Consider the following 20,736-nt stretch of genomic DNA (forward strand, 5'->3'; position numbering starts at 1 on the left):
TGTTGACGCATCCAAAGCTAAGGATGTGGTGACTGAGCCGATGAATTTAGGAGACGAAACGGCTTATCTTGTAACTCGAGCAGGCTCTTTCGTTGGCAAATGGTGCACGAAGAGTGGCGATTGCATCAATCTTATTCCGTGTCTTTATGAGAGTGAGAAAAAGTGGGAAAAAGACGAAAAAAGTATTACAGAACTTATACCGGCAGATATTGCAGATAAAAACGGCAAAATACCTGATAAAAATAGCGAAGGCTATATGAATTATAATGGCGTTCTCTATTTGAGTTCATTAGGCCAAGATCCTACGGATTACGCTGTATTTGATAAGAATCTTCCAAATAGTTCAATGATGAGAAATCATCTTATTTCTGGTGATACTGGTGCTGTTGAACTGTATGCTGGAGGTTTTATTGCGCAATGCGGCAATCAAGATGCTCCTATTTATGGCGGTGGATTTACATGTCTGAATGGAAAATACGTCCAATTTCCAGATAATGATCCAGAAGAATATGAAAGAATTCATGACGATCCAGGCTACGGCATTGGTTACTACTACACAATGCAGGATTTTATGGTTGTTGTACCTGTTGGTGCGAAGTTCGATAAGCTTGTAAATAGTGGATATTTCGTTGGAAAAGTTGAAAATAAGCCGGATTTGACACGACCATTTATTTTGCGCAGGAATCCTAAGCTTTACAAAGAAACACGCAAGGATTTGCCTGCCGGCGGAGGCGATTGGATTAATCCCTTTGTACCTACAGAGCGTAGCCGCGCAGTTCCGTTCGCACCCGCCCCGGATGATTCGAACGCGTACTATCTTGTGGAAGAACCTTTCGACTGGTCTTCGATTCCTGGCGAATCGCTGTAAAACGCGCTAAATACGTAGCGCGACGACCTGCCTGAGCGCTGCTATTTAGCGCGCGAAGGCAACCCTGAGCAAGCGAGGTCTGTCTTCGTCTCGATTGACGAAGGCAGGGCAGATTAGTGTGGCTGTGCTTTAGAAACTAGGTTGTAGTTGGTGTGCGCTGACGACCTGCTTAAGCATGTGCACAAGAAACGCTACAAGTGTGATTAATTCATATGCGAATAAATTACTATAAAATGATAAAATTTTAGATAATTTTAAATAATCTGTCGTTATGACAATATTTTATACATAGAACACCCCCCCCCCGACAGAAAATTTTAAAGTTGTTAGATATTTAACAATAAAAAATTTATATAAACTTTAATAAAATACTGTATAATATTATGAATTGTGTGTATGCGCATAAATATTTATGCCACTATTCGTTATGAAAAAATAACGAATAAGCATAGAAAAATGGACATAAGTTTAAAATAAAACGCACTCATAAACGTGAAATTAAAACCAAAACGGGGGAACACTATGGCAGATACCACTCACAAAAAGCTCTCTAGCAAAAAAGCTACGAGCGCATTTGAAAACACATGCGCATCTTACGCAGCAAAAATGAATGCAACTTCCGTGTCTGCTACTATGCGCAAGGTGTCATTGAGCACACTTGCCACAGTTCTTACTGCAGCCACGTGCTTGGGAGGCCAGCCAATACTCGCATCCTCTAATATTCTTCTTCCTCCAACTACAGCGGCTTTTGCATCTCAAGTGAGTAGCGCAAGCGATGATCCTAATCCTTGGCTGCATAAGCCGAATATTCTTGAGTTTCAGCGCTGGCGTTATCAAAACAGCAACGGCGACGCAGGATACGTAGACACTAAAGACAATCTTGGCGATTATCACAGCTTAAAGAACAAGACGGATATGTATGCGTATCTCGAAAAGATCGGGAACGACCAATACCTAGTATTCGACGTGTTCTTTAACAATGACGGCAAGTCCATGCTTACATCGTCTAAAAAACAGCAATATGTGTGGCTAGTGCCTTATGCTGTTGCAGACCTAGACAATGGCAGATATAAAGGCGATACCGTAACTGATTTACGATTTGACTTCTACAAGCGCAATGACAGATCACCTCAAACGTATGCAAATCTTTCGCACGATATTACCTTGTTTAATCATGAGGCAAGCAAATCGTTCGATCAGAATTTATTTAACAACGACCGTGATTATAATGGCTCTACTTATAAGTATTCATTGAATGTTCGTAACGGAGGAAGTAGAGGACGAGATATATCCGATAACTTCCACGTTAACGAAAGAGATTTAGATGACGCTATTAAGAAGGCTATAGCTCCTGGACCAAGCCCTTATAGCGGATACAATTACGGCATTGGTATAACAACTGTTAATGTTGATTACGCTGTACGCATGCATTGCAAGGTAAAGCTGCGCCAAGGCGTAACAACAGACGACATTCAAAACGCTTTTACTTACGCAAACACAAGCTCTTACGGAAGAAATACACATTCTGCTTACACCTTCATTTCCGGACGAACTCACGACGAAAACTTCCCTCGCACAAAAAGCGATAATTTGCCTCCAAAGCTGTATTTTAATGGCAAGGAGCTTACAGACGACTCCAGTAGCATTACCGTATATCAAGGTGATAAGCAAAAGATTACTTTCGGCACGTCCGATAATAGCGAAAAAGTAACTAATTTCTCTGTAAAAGGATTCCCGGATAGCATAAAGAATGCAAACTTTGATGAGAATAATAAGGACGGTTATGACGCAACTGAAAAGAATCCTTACAAACACGAAATTAATGGCGTTAAGTTTGAGCACAAGGATGAAAAAAATAATCCAGTAAACTCCGACTACACGATTACAGTTTCTGCAACCGACGCTTCCGGCAACAAAGCAGAAAAGAATATTACAGTACATCTTAAGAACCTGAACGAGAAGTACAAGACTCCAACCGCTACCCCACTTACTGTTGGTTGGGGGCATACGCTTACTAAAGAAGAACTAGAGAAGCAGATTCAGGACAATGATGGAAAAGGCAAGATAACTTTCGAAAAGAAGCTACCAAGTACAAAACTATCCGAAAGCCGTTTCAAACATTCTAAAAATGAACTAAAAGTCAAAGCAAAGATTACATATGCAGATGGATCCAGCCATACAGTAGACATTCCTGTAATAGTTAAAAAACCACTCGCTTTTGATCACTTACCAAAAGGTAGCGAGAACACTGTAACCGTTGGAGATAAACTTAAACAACCAAGCGATTACATAACACTCGAAAATAATTCTGGCAATAAAGTCAAGCCGAAAAAAGTAGAATGGTACGGTGGAAAACCTAATTCCAGCACAATTGGCAACTTTAATAACACTGTCAGAGTGCATTACACAGACGGTAGCCACAAAGATACTACTGTAACATTTAACATTAAGCCGAAAACACCTGTTATTGAAACAGATTTAACCGGTCGCGCAAAAATTAAAAACCAGAAAGTAGTAGTAAACGTCGGCACTGGGTTTATACCAGGTGCCACAAACAAAGTTACATTATACGATGCCAACAATAACGCAATTGGCTCTACTACCGAAATCAAAGACGGTAAGGCAACTATTACTGTAGCTAATGGCATACCTGCAGGAAATGTGTATGCGATTACAAGCAGTTCATACAACAATCATCAGGATAAACATACAAATACCTTCAATTTATCTTCCGATAAAAGTGAAAATCATCAAGCTACAGAAGATAAACAAAATCCAACACTTACAGCAAACGACGCAACTGCAAAAGTTGGAGAAAACTTAATCTTTAATCTTGAAGCAAAAGATGATATTAAAATTGACGACTTCAATATTGCAACTCCATTATTACAACTTGTAAATAATGATTTTTCACGTTTGCAGATTGATTACCAAGGAACACAAGATAATCCAAAAGATCGCAAAGTAAAAATTACGATACTCGGCATGAAGGCAAGCGAAGTTGGCGAACACAAACTCAAGTTCTCAGTTACTGATGCAGCTGGAAACAAAACTGAGAAGGAAGTTAAGCTAACAGTTAAGCAACCTTACGAGCTAAAAGCAAATCCTATTACCGTTGACTTAGGTCATAATCTTACTGAGGATGATGCTAAGAAAATATTTGAAAACAGCAAGAATGTTCCTTCTGGAACAACATACACTTGGGTTAATAAACCTGAAACCAACTCAACCGGACAAGAAAAGCAAGGCACAGTAAAAGTCAGCATTCCTGGAGGAGAAACTAAGGATATTGCTGTAGCTGTAACAGTTCAAGATAAAGTAAAACCAGTAATAAAGGTGTACAAGAAAGGCCCTGGTAACACTTGGACTGAAGTAACTGAAAAGATTACTGAAGGCAAAGTAAGCTACACAAAGATTGACACATACCACGGTGACAAGTGCGAACTGAAAATAACAGCAACCGACAACAGTGGCAAAGTTACAGATTTGAAGATTAATAATTTAGTAGCAGGCATGTCTTCATCTGATTTTGCAACAAAGAAAGGTGTTGGTTCTGAACAAGATCCTCGAGCAATAAAGATTGCAGGAACTGTGCCGAATGGCGCGGCTGCCGTATCATACTCTAGTAATCTTATAGCAGTTGATAATTCTGGAAATCAAACAAACCTTCCAATTCGCTTTATTGTGCACACTCAAGCAGATAAATTTAACAAGATTACTCCAAAGGATATAACTCACAACATTCCTGCTGATGGAAACAATAATAATCATCCAAAGGCTGAGGATGGTATATCGGAAACCAGCAAGAAAGACTTCCCAACCGGCACTACTTATTCTTGGGTTAAGGAACCAGATTGGAATAAACCTGGCGAACAGAGCGAAGTTAAGATTCGCATAACATTCCCAGATGGTTCAACTCAGGAAATCAAATCAAAGCTTACTGTTACGGATACTATTAAGCCTGTTATTGAAAAGCCTGCTTTAGGAACAGCGAAGCACGGCAATATTGATCATTACTTGCTGAAAGTTCATCGTGGACAGAAGTTTGATCTTACACTGAAAGTTCATGACAACACTGGCAAAATAGTCGGCGCAAACTTGAATGGCAAAGTAACTGAATGTGGAATTACTAGTACTGCCCTAACAGTTGACAATGCAAACAACCACAGTGTTAAAAACCCTGCTATTGTACATATAACTGGCACAGCACCAGCCGACGAAGCAACAGACCAATATTGGAGCCGTACTGTTACTGTAACAGACGAGGCTGGTAATAAATCTGAACTCCCTATTCAGATTGCTGTGTATACAAGCGCAGAGGAACACACTGCAACTGCTACCCGTATTACGAAACAAAACGGTAAAAGAGTAACAGAAGATGATATAAAGAAAGCAGTAACAACTAACTATAAGGTTAAAGACCCAAATAAGAAACCAGTAGTTTCTGTAAAAACTGGTCAGACTTTACCAGATGGCAACACTCCTGGAAACTCCACAATAACAGCTATTGTGACTTATCCAGATGGTTCTACAACAGAAGTCGAAGTACCTATTACCATTAAAGAGCCAATGAGCAAGACTAATAAGCCTAATACAAAAGAGGTTGAAAAGCCTTATGGCTCTAAGAAAGACGATATAGAAAAATCTATAACAAGTACTTCTAATGGCGGCGGAATATCTTGGCCTAATGGCAAAGTCCCTGCAGGAAATACAACAATTGAGATTTCCGACAGAACCAAGATTCCTAGCGGGACTGAACCTGGCACATACGAAGTTCCAGTAAAGATAACATATAGCGATAACTCTGTTGGATACGCAACAGTAAAAGTTAAAATTGGCGAACCACAGAGCAAGAGCTATAACCCACAAGGCAATACGATTACATTTGATTACAACTCGAAGCCAAATACAGACATATCCGGCAAAATTATTGGCGTTGGAAATGATCAAGGCATTAGCTTTGGTAAAGATATAGCCCGTCCAAAAGGCGCGAAAATTGCTATTGACAACCAGAATAATATTCCAAACGGAACTAAAGCTGGCGATTTTACTGTTCCTGTAACAATTACATACGAGGACGGTTCAGAAGATCATACAGTTGTTAAGGTAAAAATTAACAAGCCACAAAGCGAAACAAATAAGCCAACTGTTACTAATATAACGAAGGAATATGGTAAAACAACTAACGAAGCTGAAGTAAAGAAGCACGTTACTTTTGACGGTAGTAAACCTAATCCAACTTCAGTAACTGTTGAAAACGCTAGCGATATTCCAAATGGTAAGACTCCTGGCGACGTAAATATTAACGTTAGTATCGAGTATTCTGATGGTTCTAAGTCTCACGTTACAGTAAAGGTTACTACTGGAGATCCTGATACTAAGACTTACGCACCAAGCGCAAGCGAAGTTAAGAAGAACCGTGGTGATAAAATCACCGCTGAGGACATTCAGAAAGCTGTAAAGACTTCTACAGTTAATGGCAAGACCGCTCCAAAGGGAACAAAGGTAAAGCTTGTAAATGAAAACAACTTGCCTGATATGACTAAGACTGGTACAACTAACGTACCTGTTAAGGTCACATACCCAGATGGGTCAGAAGTTGTTCTTGAAGTTCCAGTGGTAGTTAGGGATACTGACAAGGATATTTACACACCAACGTCTTCTACACTAGAAAAGTCTTACGGCTCAACTATTAGCGAGAAAGAAATTACTGATAAAGTAACGGTTCCACACTTTGTTGGAGATACAACTAAAATCTCTTACAAAGTCAAGGATAAAAAGAAGATTCCAGGGATAAACTCGGAACCTGGAGCTTACAACGTACCTGTAACAGTAACTTATCCAGACGGCACAAGCGAAGATGTGGACGTAAACGTTACAATCTTGAATAAGGATTCCGACTCTTACGAACCAACCGCTACAACTCTTACGAAGAAGCACGGCGAAACGATTAGCGATGACGATATTACTAATCAAGTACGTGTGCCTAACTATCCAAGTGGTGCAGGAAAACGGCAGCCAACCAAAACCATTAAAGCTGGAACAAAGCTTCCAAATACGAATACTCCAAGTGAAAGCTATGTGCCGGTTACTGTTACATACCCAGATGGAACTACTGACACTGTAAAAGTTCATGTGGTTGTTAAGGATACGGATGCTAATACGCATACTCCACAAGCTGCACCACTTGAAAAGAATATCGACAACGGAAAGCCTACTGAAGACGAAATTACAAGTAAGGTTACGATTCCTACCTGGCCAAAGGACGAAACACGTAATCCAACTTACTCTATTGCTAATGGCGATAAGTCTAAGATTCCTGCTGGAGATAAGGCTGGCAAGTTTGAGGTGCCTGTAACAGTTACGTATCCGGATGGATCGTCAACCGTGATCAACGTGCCTGTAACTATTAAGGCTCCAACTGCTACAACTAAAGTTGTGACTGTGCCAAAGGGCGTGGAACCTAAGCCAGAAGACATGATTTCCAATAAGGATAAGTTCCCTGATGGCACGCAATTCGAGTGGGATAACAACGAAAAACCAGACACAAACACTGAAGGTAACGGCAAGCCAGGCAAAGTTGTTGTAACAGTTCCAGGTCAATCCCCTGTGAAAGTGTCAGTTACTGTAAACGTTGTTAACCCAAGTGCATCTGAAGTAAACGTGCCACAGGGCAAGCAATTGCCAGAAGCCAAGGATGTTATTAAGGATTCTGATAAAACGGATAAGTATCCTAGCGAAACTACCTTCACATGGAAGCCTGAAGATAAACCGGACACAAATAATCCTGGCTCAAAGAACGGCGTTATTATTGTCACCCTCCCAGGCCAATCCCCTGTGGAAGTGCCTGTAAAAGTGAACGTTTTACCAAAGCCAGAAGCGAAAGTTGTGAACGTCCCACAAGATGGCACACTGCCAAACGCTAAGGATGTTATTAAGGATTCTGACGATACGAGTAAATTCCCTAATGGCACTAAGTTCGATTGGGAAGATAGTGACAAACCAACTACAGATACCGTTGGAAAAAAGACAGGCGGTAAAGTAAAAGTCACTATTCCAGGCGTAAATGGCAAGTCTGGTTATACGATTGATGTTCCTGTAACTGTGAACGTAACTCCTAAGCCTACAGCGAAGGTAACCACTGTTGCTCAGAACAGCGATCCTGATCCTAAGAACAGCATTGAAAATAAGGACAAACTCCCTAAGGGAACCACCTTCGAGTGGAAGAAAGATGCTGCTCCAAAGACCGACAAGCCAGGCACTGTTAACGGCACTGTTGTTGTAAAGATTCCAGGACAAGAACCTCAAGATGTGCCAGTAACAATTACTGTGACACCAACACCTGTTGCAAACGACGTAACCGTGTTGCAAAAGAAGGATGGCAGCACAACTGATACCACTCCTAAGCCAGATGACTTAATCTCCAATAAAGATAAATTAACTGGAGCAACTTTCGAGTGGAAGAAGAAGCCTGATACGTCACACGTTGGCAACCAGCCAGGCGTTGTGACTGTTAAAGTTCAAGGCGAGCCAAATGTTGACATTCCAGTCAACGTGCTCGTTGTGCCAAATCCAGAAGGCAAGACTGTGAACGTGCATGTTGGTGATTCTCCAAGCGCAGAAAACAGCATCTCCAACCAAGGTGATTTACCTCAGGGAACCACCTTCGAGTGGAAGAAAGATGCTGCTCCAAAGACCGACAAACCAGACACCACTAACGGCACCGTGCTTGTCAAGATTCCAGGCGTAAAGGATCCAGTAGAAGTCAAAGTAACAGTAAACGTTGTGGCACAGAACAAGCCATTTATCAACGATGGCAAAGCCGAAAATACGCCAGATAAGTCTGGTAAGACAATTATTACTGGTAAAACTCAGCCAGGAAACACAGTAACTGTCAAAGAAGGCGAAAGCACTGTTGGTACTCCAGTAACAGCAGATGACAAAGGCAACTTCACTATCGAAATCGATAAGAAGAATCCTGATACAGCTCTCAAGCTTGTTCCAAGCAAGGGTGGGGTTGATGGTGACGCAACTACTGTAACCGTCACTGCCAAGCCGCAAAAGCCAACGATTACGGTACCAACCGACGGCAACACGAGCAGCGGAAGCGTAACTGTAACTCCGCCAACTGGCGACACGACGGTTGTGAAGATTGAAATCAACGCTAAGCCAAATCATATTAACGGTCCAGAGCAGCCAGTTCGCACAATTGTTGTTAAGAAAGGTGATACCGACGGCAAGTGGAAGATTGACGGAGACGCTCCAGAACGCGTAAGTGTTGATCCGCAAACTGGTGTTGTTACTATTCCAGCAAAGGATTTGGAGGATGGCAGCACTATCACCGCAGTAGCGAAGAATGATAAGGACAAACCGTCTGATCCTGCTACTGCTGTAACTGGCTTTAAGACTCCGCAGATTAGCGGGCAAACACTAAAAGATAATCCAGATGATTCTACTAAACAAATCATCACTGGAAAGACTCTTCCAGGCGCAACTGTAACTGCTACCGACAAAGATAATAAGCAAATCGGAACCGGTAAAGCAGATAACGATGGCAACTTCACTATTACTATCAACAAGCAAAATCCTGGATCCATCATCATCCTCACGCCAACCAAAGGCACGGGTGACGGCGCAAAAACAGGCGATAGCGTAAATATTACTGTCGGCGGAAATATTACTAAGCCAAAGATTGACACTCCAACCGAGGGTGGCACTAGCGTAACACCTGACGAGTCTGATACTCGCGTGAACAAGGTTGTGATTACTTACACCCCAGAAGGTAGTGAAACAACCACAACGATTACTGTTGTTGCTGAAGGCGATAATCATGAGTGGAAGATTGACGGCTCTGCACCTAACGGCGTAACTGTTGATCCGCAAACCGGAAAAGTTACGATTCCAGCAGACAAGATTAAGCGCGGTAGCACTATTACTGCGCAATCAGAAGACAGTAGCGATACGACCGGCAATAGCAAGTCAGAAGTGGTAACTGCTAAAGTTAGCGAAAAGGAGAAGCCAACTCCGGAACCAGAACCAACGCCAGAGCCAGAACCAACTCCGACACCATCAGATAGGCCAGTTGTAATAACACCACAAAATGGTGATGAGCAAGGTTCTGCAATTGTTACCCCACCAGCAGACGCTGATACTCTAGAAATCACGTATATTCCAGAAGTCGATACAACGACTCCTGCAACAATTACCGTGGAGAAAGATAATAATGGTAACTGGACTATTAACGGTAACACTCCAACCGGCGTGACTGTTGATCCAACTACTGGTAAAGTAACGATTCCAGCAAATAAGATAAAAGACAATACTGAAGTTACTGCGAAATCGACGAAGGGTACGTCTACTTCTCCGACTGTAACAGGCACAGCTGGAGCGAACCCAACAGTAGCTCCATCGCCTTTGCCAGCTCCAGTGCCTGAGCCAACTCCTTCACCGCTTCCTGATGTTCTTCCTGAGCAACTCCCAGAAGAACCTATTGAGCAAGATTCTAATGACAATAAGCAGCAAACCCAAACTGCTAAAACTCAAGAATCTAATGAGAACAAGTCTGGTTCAGACTCTGTAAAGCAAAATGCAAGCAACGCGAAGAACGTAGCAAATAATGCTCCGGCACGACACTCATCCGGTAAGGTTACTACTTCAAATCTGAGTAACACTGGAGCTGCTGTTGCTGCAGCAGGCGCTGTTGCTGCACTCGCAGCTGCAATAGGTACTGCACTCGCAGTCATTATTCGCAAGAAGAAGCACGAGTAAACGTTGGCGTTGCAACAAATATTAAAATTGAATAAATAATATATATGCTCCGTGATGAAAGAGTTCGCAAAATTTACGACAATTCTTCAGCCACGGAGCATTGTTATATCTGTAGTAAATCTGTAGAGCTGTAGGCTATAGAGGCATAAACTACAGAGGTATAGGTGCGATACATAGATGCCATTAAATGATCTGTGTACTGGTAGCGAGATAGCACACCACTGCGATAATGACAGCATACTTGACATTAGGTAATATCAGGCGACATACGCAATGTTACACGTACTAAATATGGCATACTGAACTACAGAACTACTTACGTGATTGTTAACGCAACTCCAATCGCCTTACATTTTTCCTGCAAATGTGGTCAAATAAAGCCAGAGCGAAAACAAATGCCGTGGAATAACACAGCAAATGTTTCCACATAACACCAAAACGACTACAAACGCCGGAGAAAATTCTACGACGTTTGTTGTCAAAACAATCTAAAGCAGCAACTCAGCAGTAGTAGCCGTCTGCGTTAAGGCGCGCATCAGGATTAAGCAGCATCGCCTTTTCTGCCTCGTGACCGTCGTAGCGAGTGCCGTCCGGAAGGCGCGTGCCATCCTTAAGCAAGTGGCGATTTTCCACTGGCTCAAATAGCGGAGCGTGACCCATCATGCCTTCCTCAAGCCTTCTCTGACCGGCCGCCAAGCGCGCATTCGCACGCTTGCGCCACTCCTCCAGCGTCTCAGTGCCATCGGCAGCAGCCACAGCAGCTTCGAAAGCACCAGGGTGAACCAACGCCACAAATCCGCTAACATGACCGAAGCCGAGCGAAGTTGCGAGCGCTGCCTTCACTGCACAAGAACCGGCACAAGAACCGGCACAAGAACCAGCACCGTCACCAATGCGCATCGGCTCGCGCAACCAAACCATGTGGTCGTCGCGCGCCAACTTAGGATCCACGCAATCAAGCGACGCATTTGCCGGAATTACGCCAGTTCTAAACAGTTGCGTCAAACCGTTAATTTGGAAGATGCACGCACCGCCCTTTGCGTGGCCGGTAAGTGTCTTTTGGCTGATTACGAACAGTGGATTTCCGTCCGTGCGTCCGATTGCGTGCGCAAGAGTATTGTGCAGCTCGGATTCGTTCGGATCGTTTGCATTCGTAGACGTATCGTGCTTAGAAACAACAGCAATATCGTCCGGAGTCACGCCAAGAGCCGCCAAATCGCGCACGAGCTTAGACTTAGCACCGCCCATGCCTGCAGCCAAAGCACCCAAGCCCGGAGCAGGAATAGAAGTGTGAATGCCGTCAGCGTAGGAGTGAATGAAACCAACCACACCAGCAACAGGCAAACCAAGCTTCAAAGCAATATCGCCGCGCGTAACCAAAATCGTACCGCCGCCTTGAGCTTCGAGGAAGCCGCCGCGTCTGCGATCGTTCGCACGAGAGAAGAATCGTGGGCTTATGCCCTTCGCGTACATTTCTTCACTATTGGCAGTTGCGTTCATATTGCCGAAGCCAACTACGGATTCCACACCAATATCGTCAATTGCGCCAGTTACTACGAAGTCCGCTTTGCCGAGCGCAATCTTATCGACGCCTTCTTCGAGCGAAACCGCTGCAGTTGCGCAAGCAGACACCGGCTGAACCATGTTTCCGTATCCGCCGATATATGTTTGCATTACGTGCGCTGCCACAACGTTTGGTAGCGCTTCTTGCAGCACGTCGGTTGGAATTTCGTGGTTAAGGAAGCGATCCAAGTACAATTTTCGCATTGAGCTCATGCCGCCAAAACCGGTGCCTTGCGTAGAAGCAACCAGCGACGGATGCACAGATTGCAGGATCTCCGAAGGCGTGAAACCGGCGGAAATGTAAGCATCCACGGTTGTGACGATATTCCACAACGCAATCGTGTCAACGCTTCCAACCATTGAAGCTGGAATACCCCACTTCAGCGGGTCGAAGCCCTTAGGGAATTGTCCACCAACGGTTCTGGTCATCGCAGCCCTGCGTGGCACGCGAATCATAGAACCTGCCTTGCGCGTAACTGTCCATTCGCCAGATTCTGCATCGCGAGCAATTGCAGTGTGTGCTTCGTCGAGCGCCACGTATTCGCGCGCAATCGTTTCTGTTGGCACGCTGAAAGTTACGTCGTGATCGAGGAAGATTTCTGCTTCTTCTTCGTTCGCGCCTTCCTTGTAGTCGCCGCCCATTCCGGTTTCGAATGGTCGAATACCAGAACGTGCTACTACTTCATCGCGATATTTCTCTGCAATATCTTCTTCTGGAACAAGCGTGCCTTCCGCATCATACCAGCCTGGCTTTGGCGAGTCTTGCCAAGTGAGCAAGCCCATATTCCAAGCCAATTCCAGTACTGCCCCTGCAGAAAGTTTTACGGAACCGTCTTCCTTAATTCCAAGCTCTGCTTCGAAACGAGTACGTCCAGAACCCCATGGTCCAAGCTCTCCGACTGATACGATTACGATTTCGTCTTCTGGACGAGCTGTTACGTTCTTCCAATCAGACAAGTTGACTTGCGGCTGAGTTGGCACGTAAGGAGTTGGAAGCGCTTTGTTGGTTGATTTAGCAGTTGATTTTGCAGAAGATTTAGCAGAAGATTCTGCAGCTTCCGCCGCATTTTCAACAGCTTCTTCAGCAGCTTCAGCACGCTTTTGATCTTCCAACGCTTCTGCTCGAAGCGCGTTCAAATCAAGAGGCTCCTTGCCTAATCCGCCCGTAAAGTCTACGTCCAAAGGCGCAATTGCAGCCTGTTCGCGCGCCTCGCGAGTGCACAAATCAAGCAAACGATCTGCCATTTCTTGCGTTGAGTAGGTAGTTAAGCCATGACGCTCAACTACAGCAACAAGCGGATCATTACCGCCCATTAAGCCAGTTCCACGCACCCATCCAATCTTTGGATGAGCGAAAGTCACGCGATCCGACCACACGCTTTCCGCATGAGCACGATTCACAATCGCATCAAACGCACTCTTGACTTCGCCGTAAGCGCCGTCGCCGCCAAACATGCCGCGGTTTGGAGAGCCAGGTAACACAACGTGCATACGATGTTGCACATCAGTATCTGCTCCAATTTGCGCAAATCCGGCGATTGCACGCTCCACGCCCCAAAGCATTAAGCGCGATTGCGATTCAAAAAGCGAACCGGAATCAGCCAAAGTGCCGTGAACTGGAGGCGCTGCGAACGGGAAGAACATGCTCGGCTCATAAGCAGGCTTCAAAATTGTGGTAGTTGCGCCGCTTACTTTCTTTGAAACCGTGCCAACCCACTTTACAAGCGCATCAACATCGCGGTAGCTAGACAAGTTTGCTGGAACAAGCCACAACTTTGCGCCCATCGAAGCATTTTCGCGATAGGCTTTCTTTGCCCAAGATTTAACTCTCGGCTTGAAGCTGTGCGAAGTTGCAATAACAGTGGCACCGCCCTTCAGCAAGCCTGTTACTACGCGAGCAGCGATTGAGTTTGGTGCAACTCCAGTAACAACCGCAACTTCTCCCGCGAAACGAGTTGCTTGAGCAGTATCAGCGTTGTTTTGCGCAAGTTTAGTGCGAGAATCGCGAGCAATACCGCTAAATATTGTTGCAAGATTGTTGAGTTCGCGCGATTTTGCGAGACCAGCGAACCATTCAGCTTCCGAAGCTACAGCCTCCCCTGCACCAAGGAAACTACCAAAATCATTTAAGATTTCGGAAACTTCATTTACCTGAATATCAACATTCTTTACAGCATGCTCGTAGTACAAGCGAGCAACGTCCTCGCGAGCCGAAGCCCAACGATCGTCGAAAAGAATCGCCTTTCGCTCATCGAATCGAGGCTCCACTTGCTTTGGCCAATCAGCACCTAATTCTGCTTCAACAGCAGCAACAACAGCCGCGTTTTCGTCAGCTTCACTTTCTGCTTGAGGCGCTTCAATTCCAAGCTTTGAAAGCACAAACTTAGCTGTTGCAGCAAGCACGCCATCAGCGCCAACAACTTGCTGAGCGAAAGCGTCAAGAGCTGCAAAATCAACAACAGCACCGCCTGCACCACCAGCAGCACCAGGCTGAGAAACGCTAACGCCGTGAGCTTGTGCAACCTGCTGAATTGCTGCGTCGATTAAAGCGTCAGCTGCAGCAGTATTCTTTGCAGGATCCGTAGAAAGTTGCGCAAGATTTTCGCCGCGCACGCTTGCACCTTCGCGAGTTTGCAAAACCAAAGCTGCAAGCACGTGCGCACGCCAGCCTTCACCAAGCTGCCAGACTTCCGAAATACGCTTGTCGATTTGAGCTGGCTTCACGCCTGCAGCACCGAAAAGCGCACGCAAACGTTCTCGCACAATATCGGAAAGCACGGCACCAAAAGCCTTATAGCGTGGAGCAACCGAGTCTACAAGCTTTCGCAATGCACTCATTGGAGCCTCTGCAGCACCATCCACGCTTGCCACGCCAAGCTCGGAACTAATATCCATAAGAAGCTGGTTTCTGCGTGAAGATACGCCGTTTGTTAGCGTGTCGGTTGTGTCTGCATCGCCAATTTGGTCGAGGCGAATTTTTGCACTATACGCAATAAGCATTGAGATTGCGTCGGATGCTTTGAACGGCAAGTCTGCTACAGGTCCGCTTGCTGCTGCAGGAGCTGCAGGAGCAGAAGCCGCAGGAGCAGGAGCAGAAGGTGCAGAAGTTGCAGCGGAAGTTGCAGCAGGTGCAGCTTCAGTCGCGCTATCCTCCTCATCAAACACTTCCGGCACAAGCGAATCCGTATCCGTCATATAAACGCGACCTTCATCTCGACCAACGTTATAAACAGTTACCTTTTCGCCACTAAATTCCGGCAAAGCAAGAGTTTTAGCACCAAGATTTGCCAAAGTTGGCGCGTTTCCTAAACCAACTTCCACGTACTCTTCAACGCCAAGACCTCCGCGAGCGCAATCGGCAAACATAAGAGCCTGCGTTTCAATCCAGCGAACTGGAGATGCGAACTGCCACGAAAGCAGCTCCGTAAGAAGCAATCTACCAAGCTTCTGCTCGTCGTCAGCATAAGACTTCCAGGTTGCTTCATCTTCCAAAGCTGCTTCAATACGCTCGGATGGCACAACGTCCAAAATCTTTTGCGTAAATTCTCGCGTAAGCTCAAACGGGCACGCCACAAGGTTTGGAATGTAGCGATCCACAAGCACAGAGTAGTCAATATACTTTGGCAGAAGCGAATCGAGCTTATCGCGGAATTCTGGCACGCCTTTACGAAGAATGCGAGAGTGGAACGGCACGTCAATTCCTGGAACGAGCATGAACGGCGGCTTTCCACCGTATTCTTTCGCACGCTTAGAAGCGTCTGCTTGCAAAGCTTTCAAGCCTTTAATAGTTCCAGCAATTGCGTACTGCTGGCCGGCCAAATTGTAGTTTACAATCTGCAAGAATTCGCCTGTAGCTTTAGAAATTCCTTCAACGTAAGCGTTTACGCCTTCGTCACCAACTCCAAACTGGTTTGGTCGAAGCGCACCCATGCGATAGTTCGAGCGGCCTTTTTCGTCGCGCTCAATCAAATGGTGCATAGTAGACCCGCGGTGGAACACCAATTCCAGCACAGTTTCGAGAGGAATAATTTGCGCAAAAGAGCTTAAAGCGTTGTATTCGCCAAGCGAGTGGCCGGCAAAGTAGGCTGGCCAAATATCGCATCCTGCTTCACGCAAACGCGCGGTTTGCGCAAACGCTACTGTTGCGAGTGCAACTTGCGTAAATTGCGTCAAATTAAGCAGTCCTTCAGGGTGACGATATGTTACTCCGTGAGCTGTAAGTTCCTTTGGATTATCGCGCACGACTGCGAGGATTGAGAATCCAAGCTTTTCGCGAGTAAGCTTGTCTGCTCGCTCCCAAGTATCGCGTACTGCAGGCGACTTTGCGCGCTCATCCAGCGACATTCCTTGCTTTTGGATACCCTGACCTGGGTATACGAATGCTGCGCGTGGAGCGCGAGTAAGTGCGCTTGCTTTAGACACGATTTGCCCGTCAACTCTGCACGTAACTTCCAAAGCGAGTCCGCCGCGACGAACTTTTCCAACGCGTTCAACTGTGATTTCTACTTCGTCGTCCAGCTGAACCATGCCGTACATGTTGTAAGACCAGCCGATTAACTCGTAGCGAGCGCCCTTTTCGTCCAAAGCTTGAGCCACGTGCTGAGCTGTTGCAGAAAGCCACATTCCGTGCACGAGTGGTGCGGAAAGTCCGGAAATTGCAGCACCTCGCTTAGAAGTGTGAATTGGGTTGAAATCTCCAGAAGTGCGCGCGAAAGCGGTCATATCGTGAGGCGCGCGAACTACTACTCTGCGCAAAGCTCTGCGAGGAGTGTCTTCAATTTCGTAACCGTGCAAGCCTTCTGCGTCGCCATATTCAGCAGCAGGCTCCGGAAGAGCGTTGCTAAAGCTGCGTCCGCGAATAGCGAAACGCTCGGTTTCGTGCGCAAGTCGAGTTCCGTCAGCTGCAGTGTGCACAACGTGAATTGTTACAACGCGTCCGGAAGCAGATTCTGCGTAAGGTTCTGCCCAGCCGAGCAAATTAATTCGCTTATCAACATACTTGCGGAAATCTTCAGCATCAACATCAAGCTCAACTAAGTGATCCAAGTGAACCGCATTAAGCAAGCCTTCAATAATCGGGTATCCGTCAACCATCACAGAGCCTAAAGCCGAGTAAATTGTTGGCCAAGCAGGACCGACTAACGCGTCTGGCACAATGCGAGAAGCGAGAAGTCCGTCTGGCAATCGGCCAGCAGTAGCCGACTCGTGATCAATTCCAAGATTACGAGAGAAAGTATAAGAAGAATGAACCAAGCCGAATGGGAAATCTCTATACCCTTCTTCCAGCAAATCTTCCGGCAATTTCGCTTGAGCACCACTTTGATCAACCTTTGGCATAGCGTCGAGCACATCGCCTGTAATCGCAGTATTTCCAATGCCTGCGGTTGCTGCAAGCATTTCGTACACGTGCTTTGGCAGGCGCTCGCGGTCAACTACTGGAATACTTCCAGCGCGACTTGCATCAACAGTAAGCGGGATTACAATATCTCGAACCGCATGCTTGCGTTTTGCTGAATTTGCAGCATTTTTAGCAACATTCTGCGCTTCTTGATTTTCTTGATTATCCCAGAAAGTATCTAGCTTAATATCTAAATCGAGAGAAATTACGTCGTTATTTGTAGAAGTTACAGTAATTACGTAATTTTCGTCACCCATAGCGCTTGCATAAGCAGGATTTGCAGTTACGTGACCAACCCAAGAAATATTCGGGCATGCGCGCACGTAAGCTTCCACGTTTGCAGCTGCTGCAATTTGGCTGAATGCAGTCTGATTTGCGCTATTTTCCGCGCGATTATTAGCACGATTATTAGCACCTTCTGCACGATTAAGCATTGCTGCTTCAAATCGACCAAGAATATCCGCAATCGGCTCATCCATAGTCGTAATTCCAGCCACAGAAATAGGACCTGGAATTACGCGCACAGCATCTGCTGAGTAGCGCGAATCTTCCGACTGCCAAAGCTGATCTTGACCCCACCAGCGAAGCAAATCGTTGTCAATAACCGGCACGAAAGGCATTGGCTTCGGGTATTCTCGCACCAAAGTTGGGAACCATGCGGCATCCATTGGCACGACGTTCATCTCGAGAGCTTGAGGTAACGCTTGCAAAAGTGCGTCTAAAGCAGCTTGCGGCTTTTCGCTAACTTGTGCACGAGAAGGCAAAATCGACGTAAACTCGCCGGAATCTTGGCTTACTAATCGCGCTTCAATTCGCTGCAACAAGTGCAGATAGCGGTCTGCGTAAGTAGGATCCACCCACGGGTATGCCAAATCAAGGAAACGCTGAGCAAACTGAGCGTAAGTCATGCTTTCAACGTCACCAAAATATGGTTTTGCAGTTGAGTTAAGAGCCGCAATTACTTCGTCACGGCGAGTTTCAAGCTCTTCCGGATGCTTCATCATGTGAACAAGCAAGCGTCCGCAGCGTGCAGAAGCGTTTTCAAGCTCGTAAATATCCGCGTGCAAATGGCTTAAGCCACTCGTAACGCCGCCAACAACTTTTCCAGAAGGAACCCAACGCTCGCCCATTGGTGCGAACGGATCCTCGTCAAAACCTTCAACGCTTGAAGCTTTTGGCATTACAATTCCAGGCGTTTCAACAAGCATGCGCTTTACTTCAGGACTTGTATGCGCCTCTTTTGCTGTCATTGCAGCTGTGCCAATCATTACGGCATCAACTGGCATATTTGGCAAACCGTATTCATTTGCCCACTCGCCAGAAATGTAGTCTGCAGCACGCTCAGGAGTGCCAATACCGCCGCCTGCAACAAGCACCAAATTCTCACACTCGCGCACTTGTGCGTAAGTTGTCATAAGCAAATCGTCCAAAGACTCCCACGAATGGTGGCCGCCTGCAGCACCGCCTTCAACCTGCACAATAATCGTGGCTGGAGCAACAGCTTTAGCAATTCGCACAACTTGACGAATTTGGTCAACTGTTCCAGGCTTAAACGTTACGTAAGGGAATCCGTCTTTTTGCAAAGACGCTACTAATTCCTTAGCTTCGTCAAGTTCTGGAATGCCAGCAGAAATAACTACACCGTCAATTGGAGCACCAGATTGCCTCTTTTTTGCTACGATTCGTTTCGAACCAAACTGCAAATTCCACAGGTAGCGATCCATAAACATGGCGTTAAATTCAACAGTTGCGCCTTCACGAAGCTGATTTTCAAGCGACTTCATATGGCGATCGAAAACTTCCGCAGTTACCTGACCGCCGCCAGCAAGCTCAGCCCAATAGCCTGCATTTGCTGCAGCCGCAACGATTTCCGGCTCTACTGTCGTTGGTGTCATTCCTGCAAGAAGCACAGGAGCTTTGCCGGTAAGCTTGCTAAATTTAGTAAGAACTTTGCGTCCGGAAGGAGTGTTGATTACTCGAGGCGCAAAATCAGCCCAGCAGCCGGTGCGTTGAAGCTCAGAAGCAGAGTCAGCAGTTGAAAGCTCGGCGCGAGAACGCATTGTAGCAGCTTCCACAACTCCAGCGCCAGTTCCTTGCACAAGCACTCCCGTAAGCTTTCCAAGCACTTCGCTAGGGCCCATATCTAAAATCCAAAGCGAACGCGCATCGTTCTGCTCCAAAACTTCGCCAATTTGCGCAGCCCAATCAACAGGAGTTACAAGCACAGCATCAGCCAATTCGCGCGCAACTGTAGTGTTCAAACCAGCCTCACTAGCCCACTCTACTACCTGCTCAACAGCGGATTGAAGCATTGGCGAATGGAATGGCACAGTAACATCCAAATATTCGGCAACCGGCGCAAACACGGCTCCGCCGCGAACTTTCATTTCGCGCAATTTTTGCGAACGCTTTGTTTCTTTTTGCGCTTCGTTTGCCACAGCTTCCATATCTTCCGGATATCCTGCAATAACCACGTGATTGTAAGCATTTTTAACAGCAATTGACACTTCTCCGCACGTGCGCTCTACGCGGGAAATCAAGGCTTCTGCCTGCTTTTTGGTAACTCCTTTAAGAGACAGCATTGGAGTGCGCTCACCATCTCCAGTAATTTCAAGCATGCGCGATTCGCGATCCCCGGCTGCGCCAATTAAGTATGCGATTGCAAGAAGTTCTTCGATTTGAGCGCGAGCCTTCTGCCAAGATTTTGCTTTCAGTCGCGCTTTTACAATTTCTGCTGCGATTACGCCTTGAGAATGACCCAAAACTGCGCACGGCTTGTTTACTTCAAAGTTGTATCCAAGATTTGTTAAGTCGCGCACTGCACCGAACTGTGCAAGCGTAATTCCAGGCACACTAAGAAGCGCGTTTGCAGCGTTAATATGCTTATTTTCAAGAGCATCGAAAACATTTATGTCTCCGCCGGCGTTTGCCAAAAGCTCGGCGTAAATTGGTGCGAGCAAAGCTTTTGCCCCAGCCTCATACTCGTGAAGCTCAGCGTTCAACTCCTCGTCTTTGCCGAGTTCTTTAAGGGAATCAACCCACGGAGTTGATTGGCCCGCAAAAGTTAAAGCGTGTGGATTATTAGCGAGTTGGTCGAAAAAGTAGGTTGTCATAGTGTTTCCTTCTCGTCGATTTGAAT

2 protein-coding genes and 1 pseudogene are annotated in these 20,736 nt (G+C 45.9%); 2 read left to right on the top strand and 1 reads right to left on the bottom strand.

All coding sequences use genetic code 11. The features are described from left to right. Nucleotides 1–868: pseudogene (locus CGSMWGV1500E_RS06460) on the top strand (serine/threonine protein kinase); the annotation flags it as partial. Nucleotides 869–1,390: 522 nt separating this feature from the next. Further along, nucleotides 1,391–10,636, top strand: coding sequence for a Rib/alpha-like domain-containing protein (locus tag CGSMWGV1500E_RS02270; RefSeq protein ID WP_004128576.1), 9,246 nt, complete (start codon nucleotides 1,391–1,393; stop codon nucleotides 10,634–10,636). A 501-nt stretch (nucleotides 10,637–11,137) separates the two neighbouring features. On the opposite strand, the gene CGSMWGV1500E_RS02265 is transcribed toward CGSMWGV1500E_RS02270, so the two are convergent. After that, complete coding sequence (locus tag CGSMWGV1500E_RS02265; RefSeq protein WP_004128579.1) at nucleotides 11,138–20,710, bottom strand: type I polyketide synthase; 9,573 nt, start codon at nucleotides 20,708–20,710, stop codon at nucleotides 11,138–11,140. Nucleotides 20,711–20,736: the final 26 nt, after the last annotated feature.

The sequence above is a fragment of the Gardnerella vaginalis 1500E genome (assembly GCF_000263595.1).
In the GTDB taxonomy this organism is placed as follows: domain Bacteria; phylum Actinomycetota; class Actinomycetes; order Actinomycetales; family Bifidobacteriaceae; genus Bifidobacterium; species Bifidobacterium vaginale_E.